A 16,758-nucleotide genomic window follows, 5' to 3' on the forward strand; every position below is an offset into this window, starting at 1 on the left:
CTGTCTACTCACCGAATTTCGCCACGTCGGCGTAGAAGGTCAGCTCCTCACTGTCCCATCCGTGCGCTCGATCGCGTGTATTGTAATACCAGCCCGACACGCCTTTGTGGCTTTTGTTCGGGTTCGTGTGGCCGAATATCGGGACCCCTCCCGATTCGACGCCCGAGTTTGGGTGGTAGGCGTACCAGACTGGGTCGGGCCGGTGAAGCGACCAGCCGTGGTCCTCTTTCGGGTTGACAGAGAGCTTGAACCGAAGCGGCTCCCGCGCCGAGTGCAAGTAGACGGGTACCCTGTCATCTTCGGGTTCCGTGGAGACGTAAAAGAACGGGTGGGGCTGCAGGACCCAGCCCCCGCTGCCCATCTCGGATCGGCTCCGGGAGAAGTACCAGCGTTTCGGCTCTTTGACGGAGTAGCCGTTCTTCGGTTTCTTCGTCGAGTACGCGTAGACCGGCGCGATGGTCGGCTCGGGTAGCGACTCGAACCGCTCCGCGTACTTCTTGAACGCCGCCTCGATTTCCTCCCGACGTTGGTCGTCGTCACAGAGCTCCCAGATCGGCTGGAGGGGACGGTTGCTGTTCGAGGGGTCTGGGTCGTTGGTGTGCGGGAGCGCGACGACGGCCAGGTTCCCCTCAATACTCTCGGTCCACTGCTCGTAAGTACCCTTTTCGATGATACCGTTGCCGTACTCCACCTTCCCGCCCCGTGTCACCAGGTGGAGGAGGGAGTGCCGCTGCAATTCCCGATGGCGCTCGCGGTACTCGGCGGCCGCCTCGGCCTTTACCCGCCCAGTGAGGTATTCGTATGACATTTTAGCTGCCACATCGATATCCATGTCGTCGCTTATCTCTGCCGTGTTGGTCGTGACCCTGAGCTCGGCCTGTGCCCCGATGATCAGACTGCGGAGGAAGTGCGTGCCGTACTTGTCGAACAGGTCCATGGGGGGCATCCGGGCCAAGTCCGACCTGGCCTCGTCGGTGAGCAGGTTCCGGAAGCCGCTGGGCAGGCGCAACGTGGCCTTGTGGATGTTATTGTGGCGCGAAAGGAAGTACGCCGAGGCAAGCTGCATGTGCGACGTCGCGAACTGGGCGCTGATGGCCCCGCTCAACAGCCCGAACCCGACCGCGGACTCCCCCTCAATGCCGACCGACACTGCGAGGTTCCGCTGGTATTCCTGTACGGTTAGCCCCTCAGTCTTCGTGAACTCTCCCAGGCCTCTCGGCAGTACGTCCACTCGCTCCCGCTTGTAGTACTTCCGATCGTTCAGCGTCGAGTCCTCCTCGTACTCCCCCAGGTCGAAGAGGGGTTCCCTCATCGCGTTCGCGTCCGGCAGGTAGTCGCCCTCGAAGACGTTGTAGCCGCGTCCAACCTGATCCGTCCCCGGAAGTTTGACGCCGTCGCGCCAGCTCTCGAGATCCTCGGGCGGTTTGTACTCGGAACTCACTCCGGATTCTATCACACTCATATTCAGAGCCCTAAATGTCATACTACTAAATGAACTTAGCGTCGGAAAAGTGGACGAGATATCCATCCGACACCGGGCTACAAGGTCGAAAACCTACTGGGAAGCCGCGAGCCGCGGAGGGGTGATCGCGCTGGAGTCGCGTATGGAGTTCGTGGCGGTCGAGCGTATCTAACGCGGACGATACGGTTATGCTGTGTGATGACGTATCTATCGAATCATGAGTCCCCCCGATCAGGCATCGGCTATACAGAAACGGCCTCTTTCTGCCACGGGGTCGGGCACGCCCGTCGACGCACGAGACCGGTTCACGGGGCCAAGATTCCTGACCAGGGGATTCGTCAACAGAGCAGCCTATGTGAGACTCCATGCCGAACTCTCCACGGCTCGCCCGGAGTTCGAGCTCTTGGCCGAGCGGACCCGCTCGGAAGACGATTCGTGGGTCGCGTACGGGCGTGAACTGCTGGCGATGGCTGAAGCGGACTTACGTTCGGGCGCCCTCGACGAGGCGTGGCGCCATCTCCACACCGCGAAACGGCTCGAAGTCTACGGCCTCGAGAAGCTCGAGGGAATAGACAGTAACCACGACCGTGGCTCGGAACTCAGGACTCGGGCTGCCGTCATCCGCGGGGAGGCACTCGATGCGCTCGGCGGCTGGCCGAGACAGGCAGTGGTTGATCTGCTCTGTGACGAGACGGAAGCTCTCAAGGACGAGATCACCGGCGCGGAGCTCCGAGCGGCGAGCCGGATCCTCGACGATCAGTACGAGAGTGTCTACTTGAACCGGAGCGAGCGACAGCGTCAGTTCAACCAACTCGTACTGATGGGTGCGCTCTCCGGACTGACGTTGCTCGCGCTCACGCTGCTCGACTGGGTGTGGAACGGAACGTCGGGGCTCACCGGCAGCGTGGCATCCCTGCTCGAAACACCGTGGGGAGAACCAGCGACTGCAACTCCGGGGTTCGCGGTGTTCATGATCATCGCCGGTGTGATGGGTGCGTCCCTGTTCGGGATGCGTTCGCTCAGGAACCGATCACTCTCGACGAAGATCCCACAACAGATCAATCAACTCACTGTTACGGGCGCTCGTGGTGTGATCGGAGCGATCTCCGCGCTCCTGTTCTACTTCGTCCTCCAGACGCCCCTGTTGCAGAACGGGACGATCATCGCGGACGACGTGATTACCGCACCGATAATGGTTGTTATCGGGTTTGCGGCAGGGTACGCAGAGCGGATGGCTCCGAATGTGGTCGCAACAGTCGCCTCAGTAACGGAGCCGAGCGAAACTGCAGAGCAGAACTCGAATCAGTAACGTCCGAATGAGAGATCAAGCATCGCTGTCGAACTGATTGTCCCGAGTTCGGTGGTCTCGTTGCCGTCATGCTTATTGACGGCGAGACTCGTTGTTCGAGAGGGGTTTTTGATACGAGGGTGCATCTCACACTACCCGTGATTCCGCAACTCAGGACTGCAATTACTGCGTATATGTGTATTCGGTTGATTGATAGCCAAACGCTGCTTATGCAATTCGATGACTTCACGCACGATCGGAATTATCGGGTCGGGAATCGCCGGATGCTCAATGGCGTACCAGGTCGGGACACAGTCCGGAGAGCCCGCGGAGATTGTGGTCTTGGAGCGAGCACCAGAGATCGGGGGACGAATCAAACGGATCTCCGTAGGTGGCCAGTCCATTAATGCAGGAGGAAAGTACATCCACTCGTCAAACGAGTTGTTGCTAGGACTGGCGAACACACTTGGACTGAAACTTTCGAAACCGATGAAGCCCAAACACGGGCCAAGTGGAATCTGGAACGGACACCGGTTCGTCGTCCGAACCGACGGTCCTGCGTGGCGAGCGAATGCGTCTATTGTCAGGCGGTACGGCCTCTCGATTCTGAGAATCCACTGGGTGACTCAGGCGTTCTTACGCCGGTTTAGACGCGTGTATCGTCTCCCGGTTTCGACGGCCGGATTCGAAACCCCAACGGATTTGTTACACGCGATTGGTCTCGATCACCTGCTCTGGATCCCAGGTGACGAATACCTCAGGGATAAGGGAATCTCAGACCGGGCAATCGACGAATTCGTGAGTGCAATCACACGAAATTTTTATGCACAGAACGCCTCTGAAATCCACGCCTTCGCCTGTCTCGTCGCGCTCGTGGGGGGAGGGACGGTCGGATCGGTGTACACAGTGGACGGAGGGACGATCCAGTTCTGTCAGCAGCTCCTCGAACGGTCGAACGCCACGGTAAAAACCGACATGGAGATTCGCTCGATCGAAGCGGATGGTTCCACCGTCTCTGTTGCAACCGACACAGAAGACTTCGAATTCGACGTATTATGTATCGCGGCGCCGCTGGAACCGGCTGATATCTCGATCGGTAGGTCCCTCGAGGGGGTCGACTTCCCGGAGGATATCGGCTTCGTGCGGCTGGAATCGCAGTTCGTAGCCGGGGAGTGCTCACCGGAATACTTCGGGAGTACCGATGCTCCACCCGGATCCGTAGTTACGACGGCGGATTCGACGGAACCATTCTACGACCTACACCGCCAGCCTACCGATGGAGAAACCGGAACGTACGTTTTCGCCCTAGCATCGCGAGAACCATCGGTCCCGGTAACCGAAACGGATATATTCTACGACGTCACCGAAGTGCAGACGATTCCATGGAATGCATATCCGGAGTTCACGCCACGGTCGGACACCGCTCCGTTCCGGCTCCACCCCAACGTCTATTACATAAACGCGATGGAGCCGGTTATCTCGGCGATGGAGACGCAGGTAATCGCGAGCCGGAACGTATGGAATTTGATGAAAGAGACCGATTAGTCGCACATAGTTGGCACACAGACCGCCTGACGGTCGTCCGACGACGCTGGTTTATGAAAGTTCGGGTGCGATAGGCCTCGTGTTCACTCGGGGACTCATCGCCGAACAAGCTCTCTGTATCTTGCACGTCTCACTTCGACCTATATTGGAATGTGTCAGCAATCACTGTGCAAGACTCAGAGGATAGATACAGCAGGCAAACCGCAGTTACCCACCCCATTCCCCACCGATGTCGTCTCGAATTTGTCCTCGCCAAGCTTCGAATCGCTCTTCACATCTGGGGGCGTCCGCAATGTGATCGATAAATCCGACCCCGCCGTCCGACAGGGCCGCACCACAAAACGGACACAGGTCAGGGTTGTTCCACTCCGGCGAATCGCGTGGGGGGTGATCCTCTGACATACGTGTTAATCCTCTAGGTAGGCGTAGAGGGTTTCTCTGCTAGCTCCACAGCTTGGACAGTGGTCGGGAATCTGGTCGATATCACCCAACTCCCCACACTCGCTGCACCGCCACACAAGATATCCCTCGCCGAGATTAACGGTGGGAGCGCGCCTGAGCGACAACGTGTCAACGTCACTGTTGGTGTTGACTTCGACCCCAGTTTCCGTGATGGCAGAGATGACGCCGATGGTCCGGCCGTTCCCGTCGTACACCTGCTGTCCCGGTTTGAGTATTCGGTCCTGAGATACTACCTCACTGTCTTCGGGCATACACAGTATTGGAGCGGACTCTACCTAACTGTTACTTCGTCTATAATTACACAAGTTTTCGGTTCCAATGGGGCGATTAGAACCGAATACGCCATCATGGGAGCAGCTCTCGATGCGGAAGACAGTGTGTACAGCAGATCTCGCCGGAACGCCAGGGCTGATTTTCGGATATCGCCGTAGAAATGCTTCTTATCACCGGACGCGATTGCTACGTTGTATGAACTCAGAGACATTCGATACGAGTATCAGTGACGAGACGGCCAAACAGATCCTCAGTGCCACCCGAACTAGCCTCGGGGACACCCTCCGGAGCGTCATGTATTTCACACCGTCGTCGTTCGATCTGTTGTACGTACGGCGGGACCTCTACCCGTCTGATGAGGCCGCGCAAGAACGGAAAGCGCAATTGGTCCAACTCGAACAAGTGGGGTTCGCGGAACGGTCAGCCCGAACCGAAATCGCACACAGTGACGACGGTTCGAACATCGGCCCGTACAACTTCACCGTCCGATTCCACGACAACGGATTCGTCGTCAGGGTGCTTGAGGGCGATGTTGGCGTCCTCTTTACTGCTGACTCCATGGACGTTCGTTCGTTCAGAGAGGCAGTCAGCGCGATCCGAGGAGTGCTCAGCGGCGAGTGATACCTGTGACAAGCCTGGTTAGAGACGGGGAGTAGTTTTTTCGCACTCCCTTGCTTGTCCGACCTGTACTGAACGAGCCACCTATTCTGACGAAGGCCTTGTGCGAGATACGTACCCTGTATGCAGCACGACCGCTGAAACCTATCACCGATTAATGATTTCAACGGAGCCGTTTATTCGAGTCTCGATTTTGAAAGCGTTCTCCGTAGATAAGTATATCTTCGATTAAGCCGTTCTACACGTGTCAATTGCTACCAGTCGTAGTTCGACACGGAGTTCGCAGCCATGTCCGATTCAACACGCCGTGAGGCGCTCCAGAGGAGAGGTACAAGCCGTACGAACGTCATCCGGGCCGCAGTAGTAGTCCTCGTGACTTTAGGGGTCGTGACAGGCGGGTTCGTCGGGCTGGCCACGCCGGTCGCGGCCGCCACCACCGACGTCACTACCTGCCGAGTCATCGACTCGCCGGGAGTCTACCTCGTGCAGAACGACCTCTCCGTCCTGCAAAACGGAATTATCCTCGACGACGGGACGGACGTCTGCATCGACATCCGATCCTCGGACGTCGTCTTGAATGGACAGGGGTACGCCCTAACGGGCACAAACTTACCGTTCGACCCGTCGATCGGCGTGCTCGTAGACGGGACGACTGCCGGTCCCTACACGAACGTCACGGTCCGGAATGTCACCACGAGCGGCTTCACCGTCAACACGTTCCAGTTCGTCGAGACCACCGATGTCCGACTCGAAAACGTCGTCATGCAGGGTAACAGAGCATCCTTCGAGGCGAGCACCGACGTGACGGTCGCCGGCGTTACCCTCCGTCGGGCCGCCGTTGTCGGGTTGTCCGACATCGATGGGGCAGTGATCACGAATATCGTCGAGGAGACGTCAACGTCGAACGGCATCGTCGAGGGCGGTGGTGCCGTGGAGCTTCGCGCCGTCCGGAACGCGGCATTCACCGATAGCAAACTCTCTCTCGGGGATATCACCGCGAGCGGACTCGGAGGCAGCCCGCTCGACAGCGCGCTCACAGTGGTCGGGAGCGACGGCGTCTCGGTGCGGAACGTCGCGGTCTCGAACACCCTCATCGGTGTCGACATCGGGAACAACGCGAACGCGGCGTTCGAGGACCTCTCTATCACCGATGTCAACACGGGGGTTAGCGCCAGAGACGGCACGTTCGGCGCACCTTCTCACAACGTCGCCGTCCGGAACGTCGGGGTCTCTGACGCCCTCGTAGGCGTCTCCATCCGGAACAGCGCGAACACCACGCTCGAGGGCCTCTCGGTTAGCAACGCCCAGACCGGGATCAGTGTCGGGGACGATAGCGTGGGGGAACCCTCCGACAATGTCACTGTACGGAACAGCACCGTCGTGAACAGCGGGTTCGAGGACGTTCGCGTCGGTAGCAATCCCTCGCTATTCGACAACAACTCGACGGCGATCGCCTTCGAGAGCTTGGAGTTGTCGTCGGCGACGGTTTCCTTTACGGGCCAAGACGTTCGCGTCAGCGACGTCGAGGCCTTGCCGGCGACGCCCACTGACCGGACGAACGTGGGCGGGTTCTTCAACGCGACCGCGACCAGCACGACTGGCCTGAGTTCGTCACTCCTCAACATCACCGTCTCCTACGACGACGCCGACGTGCTCGCCAGGGACATCACCGAATCGACGCTCGAACTGTGGCAGTACGACGGGGCGGCCTGGGCGCCGGTCCCTGGGTCGATGGTCGACACGACGAACGACACCGTCTCGGCAAGCATCACCGACTTCAGTGTCTTCGCCCCGCTCGGGACCACCGGGCCGACGGTCGACGTAGACGACTCGGGTGACGGCTCGAACGTCACCGTCATCGGCGCCATCACGGACGAGCCGGTGACGATTCCGCTTGACGACCCGGTGACCGAGAACGTCACCCTCGATTCGCTCGCGGTCACCACCGCGCTCGATACGACTTACGCGCTCAACGTGACGACGGGCGAGACGGCCCCGCCTGGCACGACCGACCTCGCCGTCGTTGGCCCGAACGGGACCGTCCCGTTCGGCTACCTTACGGTCGAGACGAGTCTTCTCGACGCCGAGGTCTCTGAGGTCGTGTTCCGCTTCAGTGTCGACGCGGACGCGCTCGCCACGGCGGGCGTCGCCCCCAACAACGTGGCGCTGTTCCGCTACGACGATACCACGGGAACGCCCGAGGCGCTCCCCACGACGGCCCTCGGGCTGAACGCCACGTCGGATGCGTACGAGTACAAGGCCGTCTCGCCCGGCCTATCGGTGTTCGCGATCGGCGGGCTGGTCCCCCAGATCGTCGTCATCGACGCCTCGGTCGACGAGAGCGAAGTACTCGTCGGTGACACGGTCGCTGTGACGGCCACCGCGAGAAACGGCGGCGGCGCCGCCGGCTCCGAGACGCTGAACCTCACGGTCGACGGGGCGGTGGTGGACTCGAGGGCGGTCACGCTCGGCGTCGGGGAGAAGACGACCGTGACGTTCGACTACACCGTCACCGCTGCGGGGACGTTCGATCTCGCCGTCGAGAGCGCCGCTGTCGGCACGGTACTCGTCAAGCTCCCCGTCGAGGTCGACGTCCGGCCGGGCGATACGGCGAACAAACTCCCGCCGAGCCAACGCGCGGCAGTCCCCGTTGCCGTCCTCGGGAACGCGGACTTCGACCCGACCACTATCGACGACTCGACGCTCAGGTTCGGGTCCGAGACGACGGTCGCCGCCGGCGGCGGGGCGACAGCGTTCGCAACCGACGTCGAGGACGTAAACGGCGACGGATACGCCGACCTTGTCGCGGTCTTCCGCCTCTCCGACGCCGGTTTCGAGGCTGACGACACAATCGCCGTCTTCACCGGCCGAACGACCGGAGGACTGACAGTGTACGGGACCGACTCGGTGGTGATCAGGTAGCAGGGAGCGCGACGAGCACGTCACCCTCTCCTCGCTCGCTCACCGACCACACAACGAAGTCGGGGAGATCGACTTCCACCATACTCGACGTTCTCGGCCGCGTATGGGTTTGTGTCGTCTGGTGTGGCTCTCGAACGATACCGGACAGACACTGAGGACACGTTGCCACTGACTGACAAGGGGTTGTGCTAGGCTGGAGACGTTCTCAAGAGTCTGGAGTGTCGCTTGGGACAACAATTCTTCACAGTGGGTGTCAATACACTAACGATGACGGACGAAATCGACATCCCAACCGAGCCGCGGGCTGCAGTCGACGCACTGGCGACTCATCTCACTGCGACCGCAGATCGCCCAGTACCGCCAGCGACGAACCGATGGCTCGGAGAGGCTGAAGCCGTCGCCCGCGACGCTACCAGTGACGATCTTGACACTCAAACCAGACAGAAACGGGTTCGTCAGGTTGCCACACTGCTTGAATCGGCTGACGAAACGGACGATGTGATCGCCGACCGCCACATCGAAGCAGCGATTGAGTGCTGTCGAGTCGTTCTCGCTAACGAGTGATTTTGATCCGGATTGTACGGAATGGCCCTCAATGCCACATATTAATAGGGATTAGCAAAAGTCCTCATATTTCCAACGTAACAGGGCTCTGACTTGCTAAGATTGGCGTGCGAGATGCAGAGTGTCTATCTTGCAGCGCGACGGCCCAACACAAAGATCAGCAGCGCGAGGAGGATTGGCCCTGTGGCGCGTAAAGATATTGTCAGTACCTGTCCGAGCGTTCCGGTCGGAGAGAGGGGGCCAGTACCGGCAAAGAACACTGAGAGGCTGTGGTACAACGTTTCCCAGACCAGCAGCTGATCGTCAACGACAGCCCCAGCGGTCACGGCTGTTCCGTCGGTCGTCTCGATGGTCCCCGTCGTGGTGAACAACCCCCAGAACAGGCTGACAACGAGCGCCGATATTGAGAGGACGCGACGAAAGCTTTCTCCGTAGACGAATAGCCCCCGCTGGAGCTCGGCGAAGAGCCAGCGCGTGCGCTCTCCCTGTTCACGAAGCAGGTGTCGGCGCATCTCCTGGCGGCGCTTGAACATCCGACTCTGAAGGGTTGGAAATCCGTTCTGCCGGCCCAACCCCTCTAATCGTTGGTAGACGCTACGGGCGCGGCGTAACTGGATAACCCGCGGTGAGTCGGGGGTTGCCTTGAGATCCTCCGGGTCCATCGCCAGCGACGCCTCCGGTCCCTCTGGCGGCGCGTCGGGATCGTACCGGCACCGCTCGGTCACCGTCACATCGCCGACGCCACCCTCTACGACAAGTTGAGTCGCACTATCAATACGTGCTCCTCCTAATCGAGCCCCGAACAGGTAGGCACTCGTAAGATTCGTGTCTACGAGGTCTGCATTCTCTAGTGATGCGCGAACCAGCACTGCATTCTCGAATTCCGCGCTTTCGCAGTCCGCTCCCACCAGTGATGCTTCTGCTAGATTCGCGCTGACAAAATCTGCGCCATCTACATCGGCTTGCTGTAGTACCGCTTCTTGTAGGTCCGCATTCGAGAGGTCGGCGTCCACGAGATGCGCGTTCGAGAGTTTAGCACCCCGGAGATCTGCACTCGAAAGGTCGGCGTCCCAGAGGTTCGCATCCGAGAGGTCAGCAGACATGAGCTCCGCGTCCGAGAAGTCGATATGCATGAGGCTTGCGTCCGAGAGATCGGCACGATTGAGGTTCGCATCTGAGAGGTCCGCATCTCTGAGATCACTTTCACGAAGTGCGACATGGTAGAAATTAATCCGGTCTTTTAGGTCAAGACCAGATAGTTTAGCTCCATCGAGTAATTCAGAGTGAGCTGCTCTGTTGAATTCGCAGAAGGCAAAGGGATAGCGTCGCTCTGAAGGTGGAAGCGAAGCGGAAGAGCCGAATGTGACTAACCTACTCTTCCGCTTCGTTAAGCAAGCCGCGTCGCTGGCTCAAAAGCGCTGTGCCGCCAGTCCAACGGCGGTGAGTGATCCGACTGGCAACGGATTTCCCGGGTGGAAGCATGTCACGCTCCACTTTTTGCGGGTTCACATGGATGCGACGTACCGCGAGATCGTCGATTGGGCGAGTGAAATGGATCGTGTTCGTGGTCTGTTACAGCTCGCTCGAACGGCATTTCCCGCACCCTCAACGCTGTACCGGTCGTTTGAGAGGGTGCCCATGTCCGTGTGGCGCGGGTTCCTTCGGGAGTCTGCGACCATCTGCGATCCGGGCTCGCACGGTGCCATCGATGCCACGTTCTTCGACCGCGAAACGGCATCGAGACACTACCAACACCGCTCGGATCGCCACATACGCACGCTCAAAACGACGGCACTCGTCGATACAGATTCGTGTGCCATCCTCGATATTCACTGCTCGGCACACTGGCCTCACGACACCCAAACTGGCCGTCGAGTTGCCCTTCGCAACACCGAGAAAATCGAGAGTCTCGCCGGCGACAAAGGCTATGACGACCAATCTCTCCGGGACGCCCTCCGTTCAGAGGGCGTCCGGCCGTTGCTGCGTCACCGGTTGTTCGCTGCGTACGATCACGCGCACAACGCACGGTTGGACAGCGAGCTATACGGCCAGCGGTGGATGGCCGAGACCGCCTTTTCGGCCATCAAGCGTCGGTTCGGCCCCGCTGTCCACCCTCGCGCGTGGTACCGCGAGTTCCGCGAACTTGTGTTGACCGCCGCAGTCTACAACCTCGAACAGGCTCTCAAACAGTGACCCCGACGCCGTCATCGGATTCAACAAAGCAGAGTGAGCCGAATTCTGCTCACGAATCTCTGGTGGGGCGCGTGCTTCCCGTAACGTTTCAACCGACTTCGAGACTTCGTTTGAATCGGCGTGCCAGATACAGGAGTCGCTTTCTTCCATCGTCTCCCGCCAGCAGCAACTTTGGGGACTTGGATTGTGAACAACTCCATTATCTTCAGGCCACGTGTATCCGCATCGGTCTGATGATAATTCATCCATATTCGCTTTCTTTCAGTCCAGTCTAAGAATTCTTGCTCTGATGGATGTGCGCGTTGTATCTATCACGTCGGTTCTGACAGGGATTCGAGAGTAGTTGATTCTATGTGCGGACTCTTTTGCTAATCCCAATAAGTTCCATCAAGTAGTGAAACCAAATTAAATCTCATAAAGTTATCTTCTCCCATTAAAGAAACCAATATAGGTTACAAAATTATATTCTAACGCATCACACTTATATTCGTAGTCTCTGAAGAATACTTTGATGAGTTCAAAACAAGACGATCTCAAGGAGACGAACACCGAGGCCCGCTTCGAGTTTAAGAAGGAGGAGAAATCCGCCTTCCAGACCGAGAAGGGTCTCACCGAGGAGACGGTCCGCGTCATCTCGGAGGACAAGGACGAACCGGAGTGGATGCTGGAGCGGCGCCTGCGCGCGCTCAAGCAGTTCCAGGAGATGCCGATGCCGACCGACTGGCCCGGCCAGCCCGACCTCAGCGAGGTCGACGTCGACGAGATCATCCCGTACATCCGGCCGGACGTCGACGTCCGCGCCGGCGTCGACGACTGGACGGAGCTCCCGGACGAGATCAAGGACACCTTCGACAAGCTGGGCATCCCCGAGGCCGAGAAGAACGCGCTCTCGGGCGTCGGCGCCCAGTACGAGTCCGAGGTCGTCTACCAGAACATGCAGGAGCGCTGGGAGGAGAAGGGCGTCATCTTCTGTAACATGGACGAGGCCGTCCAAGAGCACGAGGAGCTCGTCCGCGAGCACTTCATGACGAAGTGCGTCCCCCCGAGCGACAACAAGTTCGCGGCGCTCCACGGCGCGATCTGGTCCGGCGGCTCGTTCGTCTACGTGCCGGAGAACACCACCGTCGACATGCCGGTACAGGCGTACTTCCGGATGAACTCCGAGGGGATGGGCCAGTTCGAGCACACGCTCATCATCGCCGAGGAGGGCTCGGAAGTCCACTACATCGAGGGCTGCTCGGCGCCGAAGTACTCGGCGTTCAACCTCCACTCCGGTGGCGTCGAAGTGTTCGTCGGCGAGGACGCCCACGTCCAGTACTCGACCGTACAGAACTGGTCGAAGAACACGTACAACCTGAACACGAAACGCGCCATCGCCGAGAAGGGCGGGCGCATGGAGTGGATTTCGGGATCGATGGGGTCGAAGGCGACGATGCTGTACCCGTCGACGATCCTGAAGGGCCGCGGCGCCTCCGACAACCACATCACCATCGCCTTTGCGGGCGAAGGCCAGAACATCGACACCGGCGCGAAGGTGTACCACAACGCGCCGGACACCAAGTCGACCGTCGAGTCGAAGTCGATCGCGAAAGACGGCGGCCGTACAAACTACCGCGGGCTCGTCCACATCGCCGACGGGGCAGAAAACTCCTCGACCGCGGTGGAGTGCGACGCGCTGATGTTCGACAACGAGTCGACGTCGGACACGATGCCGTACATGGAGATCAACGAGTCGAAGGTCGACGTCGCCCACGAGGCGACCGTCGGCAAGATCGGCGACGAGGACATCTTCTACCTGCAGTCGCGGGGCCTCGACGACGACGACGCCAAGCAGATGATCGTCTCGGGCTTCATCGAGCCCATCACGGAGGAGCTGCCCATCGAGTACGCCGTCGAGCTCAACCGGCTCGTCGAACTCGAAATGGAGGGCTCGCTGGGGTGATCTGATGCCGGAGTGTACACATTGTGGAGCACACGTCTCACAACAGTTTGTGACCGTGTTCGGGTTAGACGATGGTGACGTAGTTGCCTGTCCAGCATGTTCTAATAAGGCGAACATCGCAGAGACAGTGCTAGCCCGTCGCTGACAGCGAACTATGGAACACTGCTTCGCGTGTGACACCGACTATGGGTACCTTGGAACGACGCCGCACGAAGGGTCCTGTCCAGCCTGCGGCTCATCGGTCGTTACGCCAGCAGGCGACCTCAATATCGCCGACACGACAACGTGGGAGAGTGCGAACGGGCTCTCAACGATTCACGTGACAGCGACCGACGACCGGTCACGTTGTTTCGAATTTGTCATTGCGGCGCGGCGGGGACAAGGGAAGCTCGTCTGTCTCGCGATTGATGGGGTAACCGTACCCACCGAGACAGTGTGGTCAGTTCCATCTGCCGTCGCTACGAGAGTTACCGCGCACGGAATCAGGATCAGCGACTCGACGCCGGCTCAGATCCCATGATGAACAGTACAGGTCAGACACGCGGTGGAATGCGTCTGTTCCGTCCCGGTCACGAGGGTGATGCCACGTGATGAACGAGCGCACTGACGGAGAGCAACCGGACACCGTTTCTCGCAGCGATAGGACCCACGGGGCCTCATCGAGCGAAACCGGCGACGGACAATCTGTTACCGACTCCGTTTCCGAGGAGAATAGGGACGGACGGCACGGTCGGACCACGTGTCCGGAGTGTCACGGACGACTTCGTCGAGCCGATGATGGCGTGGATGCGGTCTGTGACGACTGTGGACTCGTCGTTTCAGACGCGACGCTTGATACGAGTGTCACGCTGTACACGCCGAACGGCACCGGCGATCAGGACTCTCGCGTCGGACCAGCAAGCACGAACCTCTTACACGATAAGGGGTTGTCAACGATGATCGGGTGGCAGAACACCGATGCGAAGGGGAACGCGCTGTCTGGAGAACGGCGACAACAGATGCGTCGCCTTCGACGGTGGGATGAGCGCTTCCGACGACGCTCATCTACGGATAGAAATCTCATGCATGCGCTTGGTGAGATTGATCGCATGGCTTCCGCGCTCGGCGTGCCCGACAGCACCCGAGAGACGGCAGGCGTCATCTACCGTCGTGCACTCGCGGACGGACTCCTTCCGGGTCGAGCTGTTGAAAGCGTCGCCACTGCGGCGCTATACGCGGCGAGTCGCATAGACGGTGTCCCGCGCTCTATCGACGAGGTCTCGGCAGTGAGCCGCGTCGAACAAATTCGCGTTGAGCGGGCATACCGACACGTCTCACGTGAACTCGGGTTGGAAATTGCTCCACCAGATCCCCGCTCGTTCATCGGACGGATCGCGTCGGACGTGGGGTGTACGGACGCGACAGAGCGAGAGGCACGACGTCTCGCCGGAATAGCGGTTGAAAACGGCGTTCACAGCGGGAAACATCCGGTAGGCATCGCCGCTGGGGCGCTGTACGCGGCTGCTAAACGATGCGATGAGTCTCTCCGACAGGCAGATATCGCTCATGCTACAGGCGTGAGCGAGATGACGATACGGAACCGGTATCCTGAGATTTTGGCCGCAGCGGATACTGAGGATGAGCCTTGTTTAGACGAGGAGAGTCGCTCAGTCTGAATGATGTGTGACTAGTGTCGTCTTGCTAGTAGCTCCGACAAAGTACCAAATCTACTAGGAAGTCCGATGAAGCGGTGGCGAGCGATCCTCGACGGGTCGGTCGGACTATATGAACTCGGAGATATTCAGGCAATCGACGCAACCGACGTGGATCGTATTCAAGCGAGCCAGCACTACGCGAAACGGACGGATTACACCTTTGAGTCGGTGAAGACCACGCTGCTCATCGGTTGTAAAACGAGTGCGATTCTAGACATACACTGTTCGATGAAACAACCGCACGATACACAGGTCAGCTGGCAATGTTAGTGCGGAATCTCGACGATCTGACGGCTGTAGCGGCTGATTAAGGATACGACTGGGAAGCACTTCGGACGAGGTTGCTTGCTGAAAGTATCACACCGTTGATTCCGCAACGCGGCCCAGGTTTCCGAGGATGGGCGAGAAACTTACTCATCCATGATCGGGCGTATAACCAGCGTTCGAATGCTTATTCCGTGTTTTTCGGATTTCGGTAGCGATACGGTGAGACGTTGTGGGTGAGAACGTGGTTCGGTCAATTCCGCGAACTTGTTATGAAATCAGCGGTGCGAAACCTCGAACGCGCGATCGAGGGGACAGACCGCTGAACGCTGGCGTCTAAACAAGGCCCAGAGGATGTAGTCAGCACAAGAGCTTCGATATTTTCTCTAAATTAATCCTGAATCAGCCGAGAGAATGTCCCTGCGAATCGATTACTGAGTTCCGACCAGAAATGGCTGACCTCCGTCTGTAAATCGACGGTAAATAGCGGCCCACGTGATACGGTGATAGGAGAGAATAATCCGACGGCCACTCCCTTCTTTGTGGCCGTTGTTTCGTATCTACTGTGTATTCGTCATCCCGCCGTCAACGACGAGCGATTCACCGTTCACGTAGTCTGAGAGATCACTTGCGAGATACAGCGCTGCATCCGCGACGTCTTCAGGCTGGCCCGCCCGCCGCGATGGGATTGCCTGTAAGAACTCTTCTTCAGCATCCGTCCCCATAATCGGGTAGTCATCGGTCGTCATCGTCGTCTCGATCAGCCCCGGATGGATAGCGTTCACCCGAACGCCATCGGGCCCCAGCTTCGCCGCCATCGAGTACGTGAGTAGTCGCACGGCACCTTTCGTCCCACAGTACGTGATGAACTCGCCGGAGCCCTCGAGACCGGCGACCGACGAGAGGTTGATTATCCGCCCGCCCCCGGCTTCGACCATCCGCTTTGCGGCCGCCTGTGCGCCGAAATAGACACCTTTGACGTTGATGTCCATCATCCGATCGAACGCATCTTCGTCGACTTCCAGGAACTCCTCGCCGTGGAAGATCCCCGCGTTGTTCACCATCACGGTGATCCCACCGAACTCCTCGGCAGCCTCGACCGCCGCCTCGAGATCGTCGACGTTCGTGACGTCACACTCGACGAACGTCGCCCTCGCCTCCGTTTCGGCCTCGATCAGTTCGTGCGTCGGGTCCCCGCCCTCGCGAGGCGACTCCTGAATATCCGCGATAACGATGTCGGCCCCTTCCGAAGCGAACCGACGGGCAATCGCGCGTCCATTTCCGCTGGAGCCACCGGTAACAACCGCCACGTTGTCTTTGAGTAATGTGGACATCACACACAATCTTGGTCAGGAGAAGAAATAACTGTATCTCAACTGTGCCCTGTTGAATCCGCATAACGCCGCGGCCTAAAACTGTACTCACGATTGAGAAATACGAGGACAATGTTGATCGGTCCAACATAGATCGAATCAAGAGATACTTGTGTGTGAGAGAAGCGCTCTGTATGCAGCAGCGCCGTTTCGAACTC

The 16,758-nt window shown here is 59.0% G+C and carries 14 protein-coding genes and 1 pseudogene; 10 read left to right on the forward strand and 5 right to left on the reverse strand.

The genetic code is table 11. The annotated features are described in order from the left end of the window. Positions 1-4 precede the first annotated feature (4 nt). A complete protein-coding gene (locus ABDZ89_RS10390; protein ID WP_343778840.1) occupies positions 5-1,483 on the reverse strand; it encodes an MAC/perforin domain-containing protein in 1,479 nt (492 codons plus the stop codon). 196 nt (positions 1,484-1,679) lie between these two features. On the opposite strand from ABDZ89_RS10390, the gene ABDZ89_RS10395 reads away from it, so the two are divergent. Together ABDZ89_RS10395 and ABDZ89_RS10400 are read left to right on the forward strand one after the other, a co-directional pair. After that, positions 1,680-2,771 carry a hypothetical protein gene (locus ABDZ89_RS10395; protein WP_343778841.1) on the forward strand — a complete coding sequence of 364 codons (1,092 nt, stop codon included), beginning with the start codon at positions 1,680-1,682 and terminating at the stop codon, positions 2,769-2,771. 219 nt (positions 2,772-2,990) lie between these two features. Then, positions 2,991-4,295, forward strand: a complete 1,305-nt coding sequence (locus ABDZ89_RS10400) for an FAD-dependent oxidoreductase (RefSeq protein WP_343778843.1) — start codon at positions 2,991-2,993, stop codon at positions 4,293-4,295. A gap of 207 nt (positions 4,296-4,502) precedes the next feature. Here the strand turns inward: ABDZ89_RS10400 and ABDZ89_RS17120 are convergent, their stop codons facing one another. Together ABDZ89_RS17120 and ABDZ89_RS10405 are read right to left on the reverse strand one after the other, a co-directional pair. Then, a complete protein-coding gene (locus tag ABDZ89_RS17120) occupies positions 4,503-4,697 on the reverse strand; it encodes a DUF7501 family protein (protein WP_425544610.1) in 195 nt (64 codons plus the stop codon). Positions 4,698-4,702: 5 nt separating this feature from the next. Further along, the gene (locus ABDZ89_RS10405) at positions 4,703-5,008 is read right to left on the reverse strand and encodes a DUF7130 family rubredoxin-like protein (RefSeq protein ID WP_049911817.1); all 306 of its coding nucleotides are present in this window, start codon (positions 5,006-5,008) and stop codon (positions 4,703-4,705) included. 217 nt (positions 5,009-5,225) lie between these two features. Here ABDZ89_RS10405 and ABDZ89_RS10410 point away from each other — a divergent pair, with 217 nt between their 5' ends. The 3 genes from ABDZ89_RS10410 to ABDZ89_RS10420 all read left to right on the forward strand — a co-directional run bounded on the left by ABDZ89_RS10410 (position 5,226) and on the right by ABDZ89_RS10420 (position 9,134). After that, a complete protein-coding gene (locus ABDZ89_RS10410) occupies positions 5,226-5,651 on the forward strand; it encodes a DUF7522 family protein (RefSeq protein WP_008847019.1) in 426 nt (141 codons plus the stop codon). A gap of 384 nt (positions 5,652-6,035) precedes the next feature. Further along, complete coding sequence (locus ABDZ89_RS10415; protein ID WP_343778845.1) at positions 6,036-8,570, forward strand: CARDB domain-containing protein; 2,535 nt, start codon at positions 6,036-6,038, stop codon at positions 8,568-8,570. 267 nt (positions 8,571-8,837) lie between these two features. Further along, a complete protein-coding gene (locus ABDZ89_RS10420) occupies positions 8,838-9,134 on the forward strand; it encodes a DUF8152 family protein (RefSeq protein WP_343778847.1) in 297 nt (98 codons plus the stop codon). Positions 9,135-9,259: 125 nt separating this feature from the next. On the opposite strand, the gene ABDZ89_RS10425 is transcribed toward ABDZ89_RS10420, so the two are convergent. Beyond that, a complete protein-coding gene (locus ABDZ89_RS10425; RefSeq protein ID WP_343778959.1) occupies positions 9,260-10,366 on the reverse strand; it encodes a pentapeptide repeat-containing protein in 1,107 nt (368 codons plus the stop codon). Between the two features lie 130 nt (positions 10,367-10,496). On the opposite strand from ABDZ89_RS10425, the gene ABDZ89_RS10430 reads away from it, so the two are divergent. The 5 genes and pseudogenes from ABDZ89_RS10430 to ABDZ89_RS10445 all read left to right on the forward strand — a co-directional run. Then, positions 10,497-11,327 carry an IS5 family transposase gene (locus ABDZ89_RS10430; protein ID WP_100050285.1) on the forward strand — a complete coding sequence of 277 codons (831 nt, stop codon included), beginning with the start codon at positions 10,497-10,499 and terminating at the stop codon, positions 11,325-11,327. A gap of 511 nt (positions 11,328-11,838) precedes the next feature. Continuing rightward, the gene (gene sufB, locus ABDZ89_RS10435; RefSeq protein WP_343778848.1) at positions 11,839-13,269 is read left to right on the forward strand and encodes a Fe-S cluster assembly protein SufB; all 1,431 of its coding nucleotides are present in this window, start codon (positions 11,839-11,841) and stop codon (positions 13,267-13,269) included. 4 nt (positions 13,270-13,273) lie between these two features. Continuing rightward, complete coding sequence (locus ABDZ89_RS17125) at positions 13,274-13,414, forward strand: DUF7563 family protein (RefSeq protein WP_425544611.1); 141 nt, start codon at positions 13,274-13,276, stop codon at positions 13,412-13,414. A gap of 637 nt (positions 13,415-14,051) precedes the next feature. Beyond that, positions 14,052-14,924 carry a transcription initiation factor IIB gene (locus ABDZ89_RS10440; RefSeq protein ID WP_371153059.1) on the forward strand — a complete coding sequence of 291 codons (873 nt, stop codon included), beginning with the start codon at positions 14,052-14,054 and terminating at the stop codon, positions 14,922-14,924. A 66-nt stretch (positions 14,925-14,990) separates the two neighbouring features. After that, positions 14,991-15,553 (forward strand): annotated as a pseudogene (locus ABDZ89_RS10445) (transposase); the annotation flags it as partial. A gap of 234 nt (positions 15,554-15,787) precedes the next feature. On the opposite strand, the gene ABDZ89_RS10450 reads toward ABDZ89_RS10445, so the two are convergent. Then, a complete protein-coding gene (locus ABDZ89_RS10450) occupies positions 15,788-16,561 on the reverse strand; it encodes an SDR family oxidoreductase (protein ID WP_343778850.1) in 774 nt (257 codons plus the stop codon). Between the last annotated feature and the right edge of the window lie 197 nt (positions 16,562-16,758).

Origin of the sequence: Halorubrum ejinorense, from assembly GCF_039522565.1 — an archaeon.
GTDB classification, from domain to species: Archaea; Halobacteriota; Halobacteria; order Halobacteriales; family Haloferacaceae; genus Halorubrum; species Halorubrum ejinorense.

Coding starts and splice junctions, on each gene's coding strand:
- ABDZ89_RS10450 (WP_343778850.1), bottom strand. CDS start 16,561: ATGTCCACATTACTCAAAGACAACGTGGCGGTTGTTACCGGTGGCTCC.
- sufB (WP_343778848.1), top strand. CDS start 11,839: ATGAGTTCAAAACAAGACGATCTCAAGGAGACGAACACCGAGGCCCGC.
- ABDZ89_RS10390 (WP_343778840.1), bottom strand. CDS start 1,483: ATGACATTTAGGGCTCTGAATATGAGTGTGATAGAATCCGGAGTGAGT.
- ABDZ89_RS17125 (WP_425544611.1), top strand. CDS start 13,274: ATGCCGGAGTGTACACATTGTGGAGCACACGTCTCACAACAGTTTGTG.
- ABDZ89_RS10410 (WP_008847019.1), top strand. CDS start 5,226: ATGAACTCAGAGACATTCGATACGAGTATCAGTGACGAGACGGCCAAA.
- ABDZ89_RS17120 (WP_425544610.1), bottom strand. CDS start 4,697: ATGTCAGAGGATCACCCCCCACGCGATTCGCCGGAGTGGAACAACCCT.
- ABDZ89_RS10420 (WP_343778847.1), top strand. CDS start 8,838: ATGACGGACGAAATCGACATCCCAACCGAGCCGCGGGCTGCAGTCGAC.
- ABDZ89_RS10405 (WP_049911817.1), bottom strand. CDS start 5,008: ATGCCCGAAGACAGTGAGGTAGTATCTCAGGACCGAATACTCAAACCG.
- ABDZ89_RS10400 (WP_343778843.1), top strand. CDS start 2,991: ATGACTTCACGCACGATCGGAATTATCGGGTCGGGAATCGCCGGATGC.
- ABDZ89_RS10395 (WP_343778841.1), top strand. CDS start 1,680: ATGAGTCCCCCCGATCAGGCATCGGCTATACAGAAACGGCCTCTTTCT.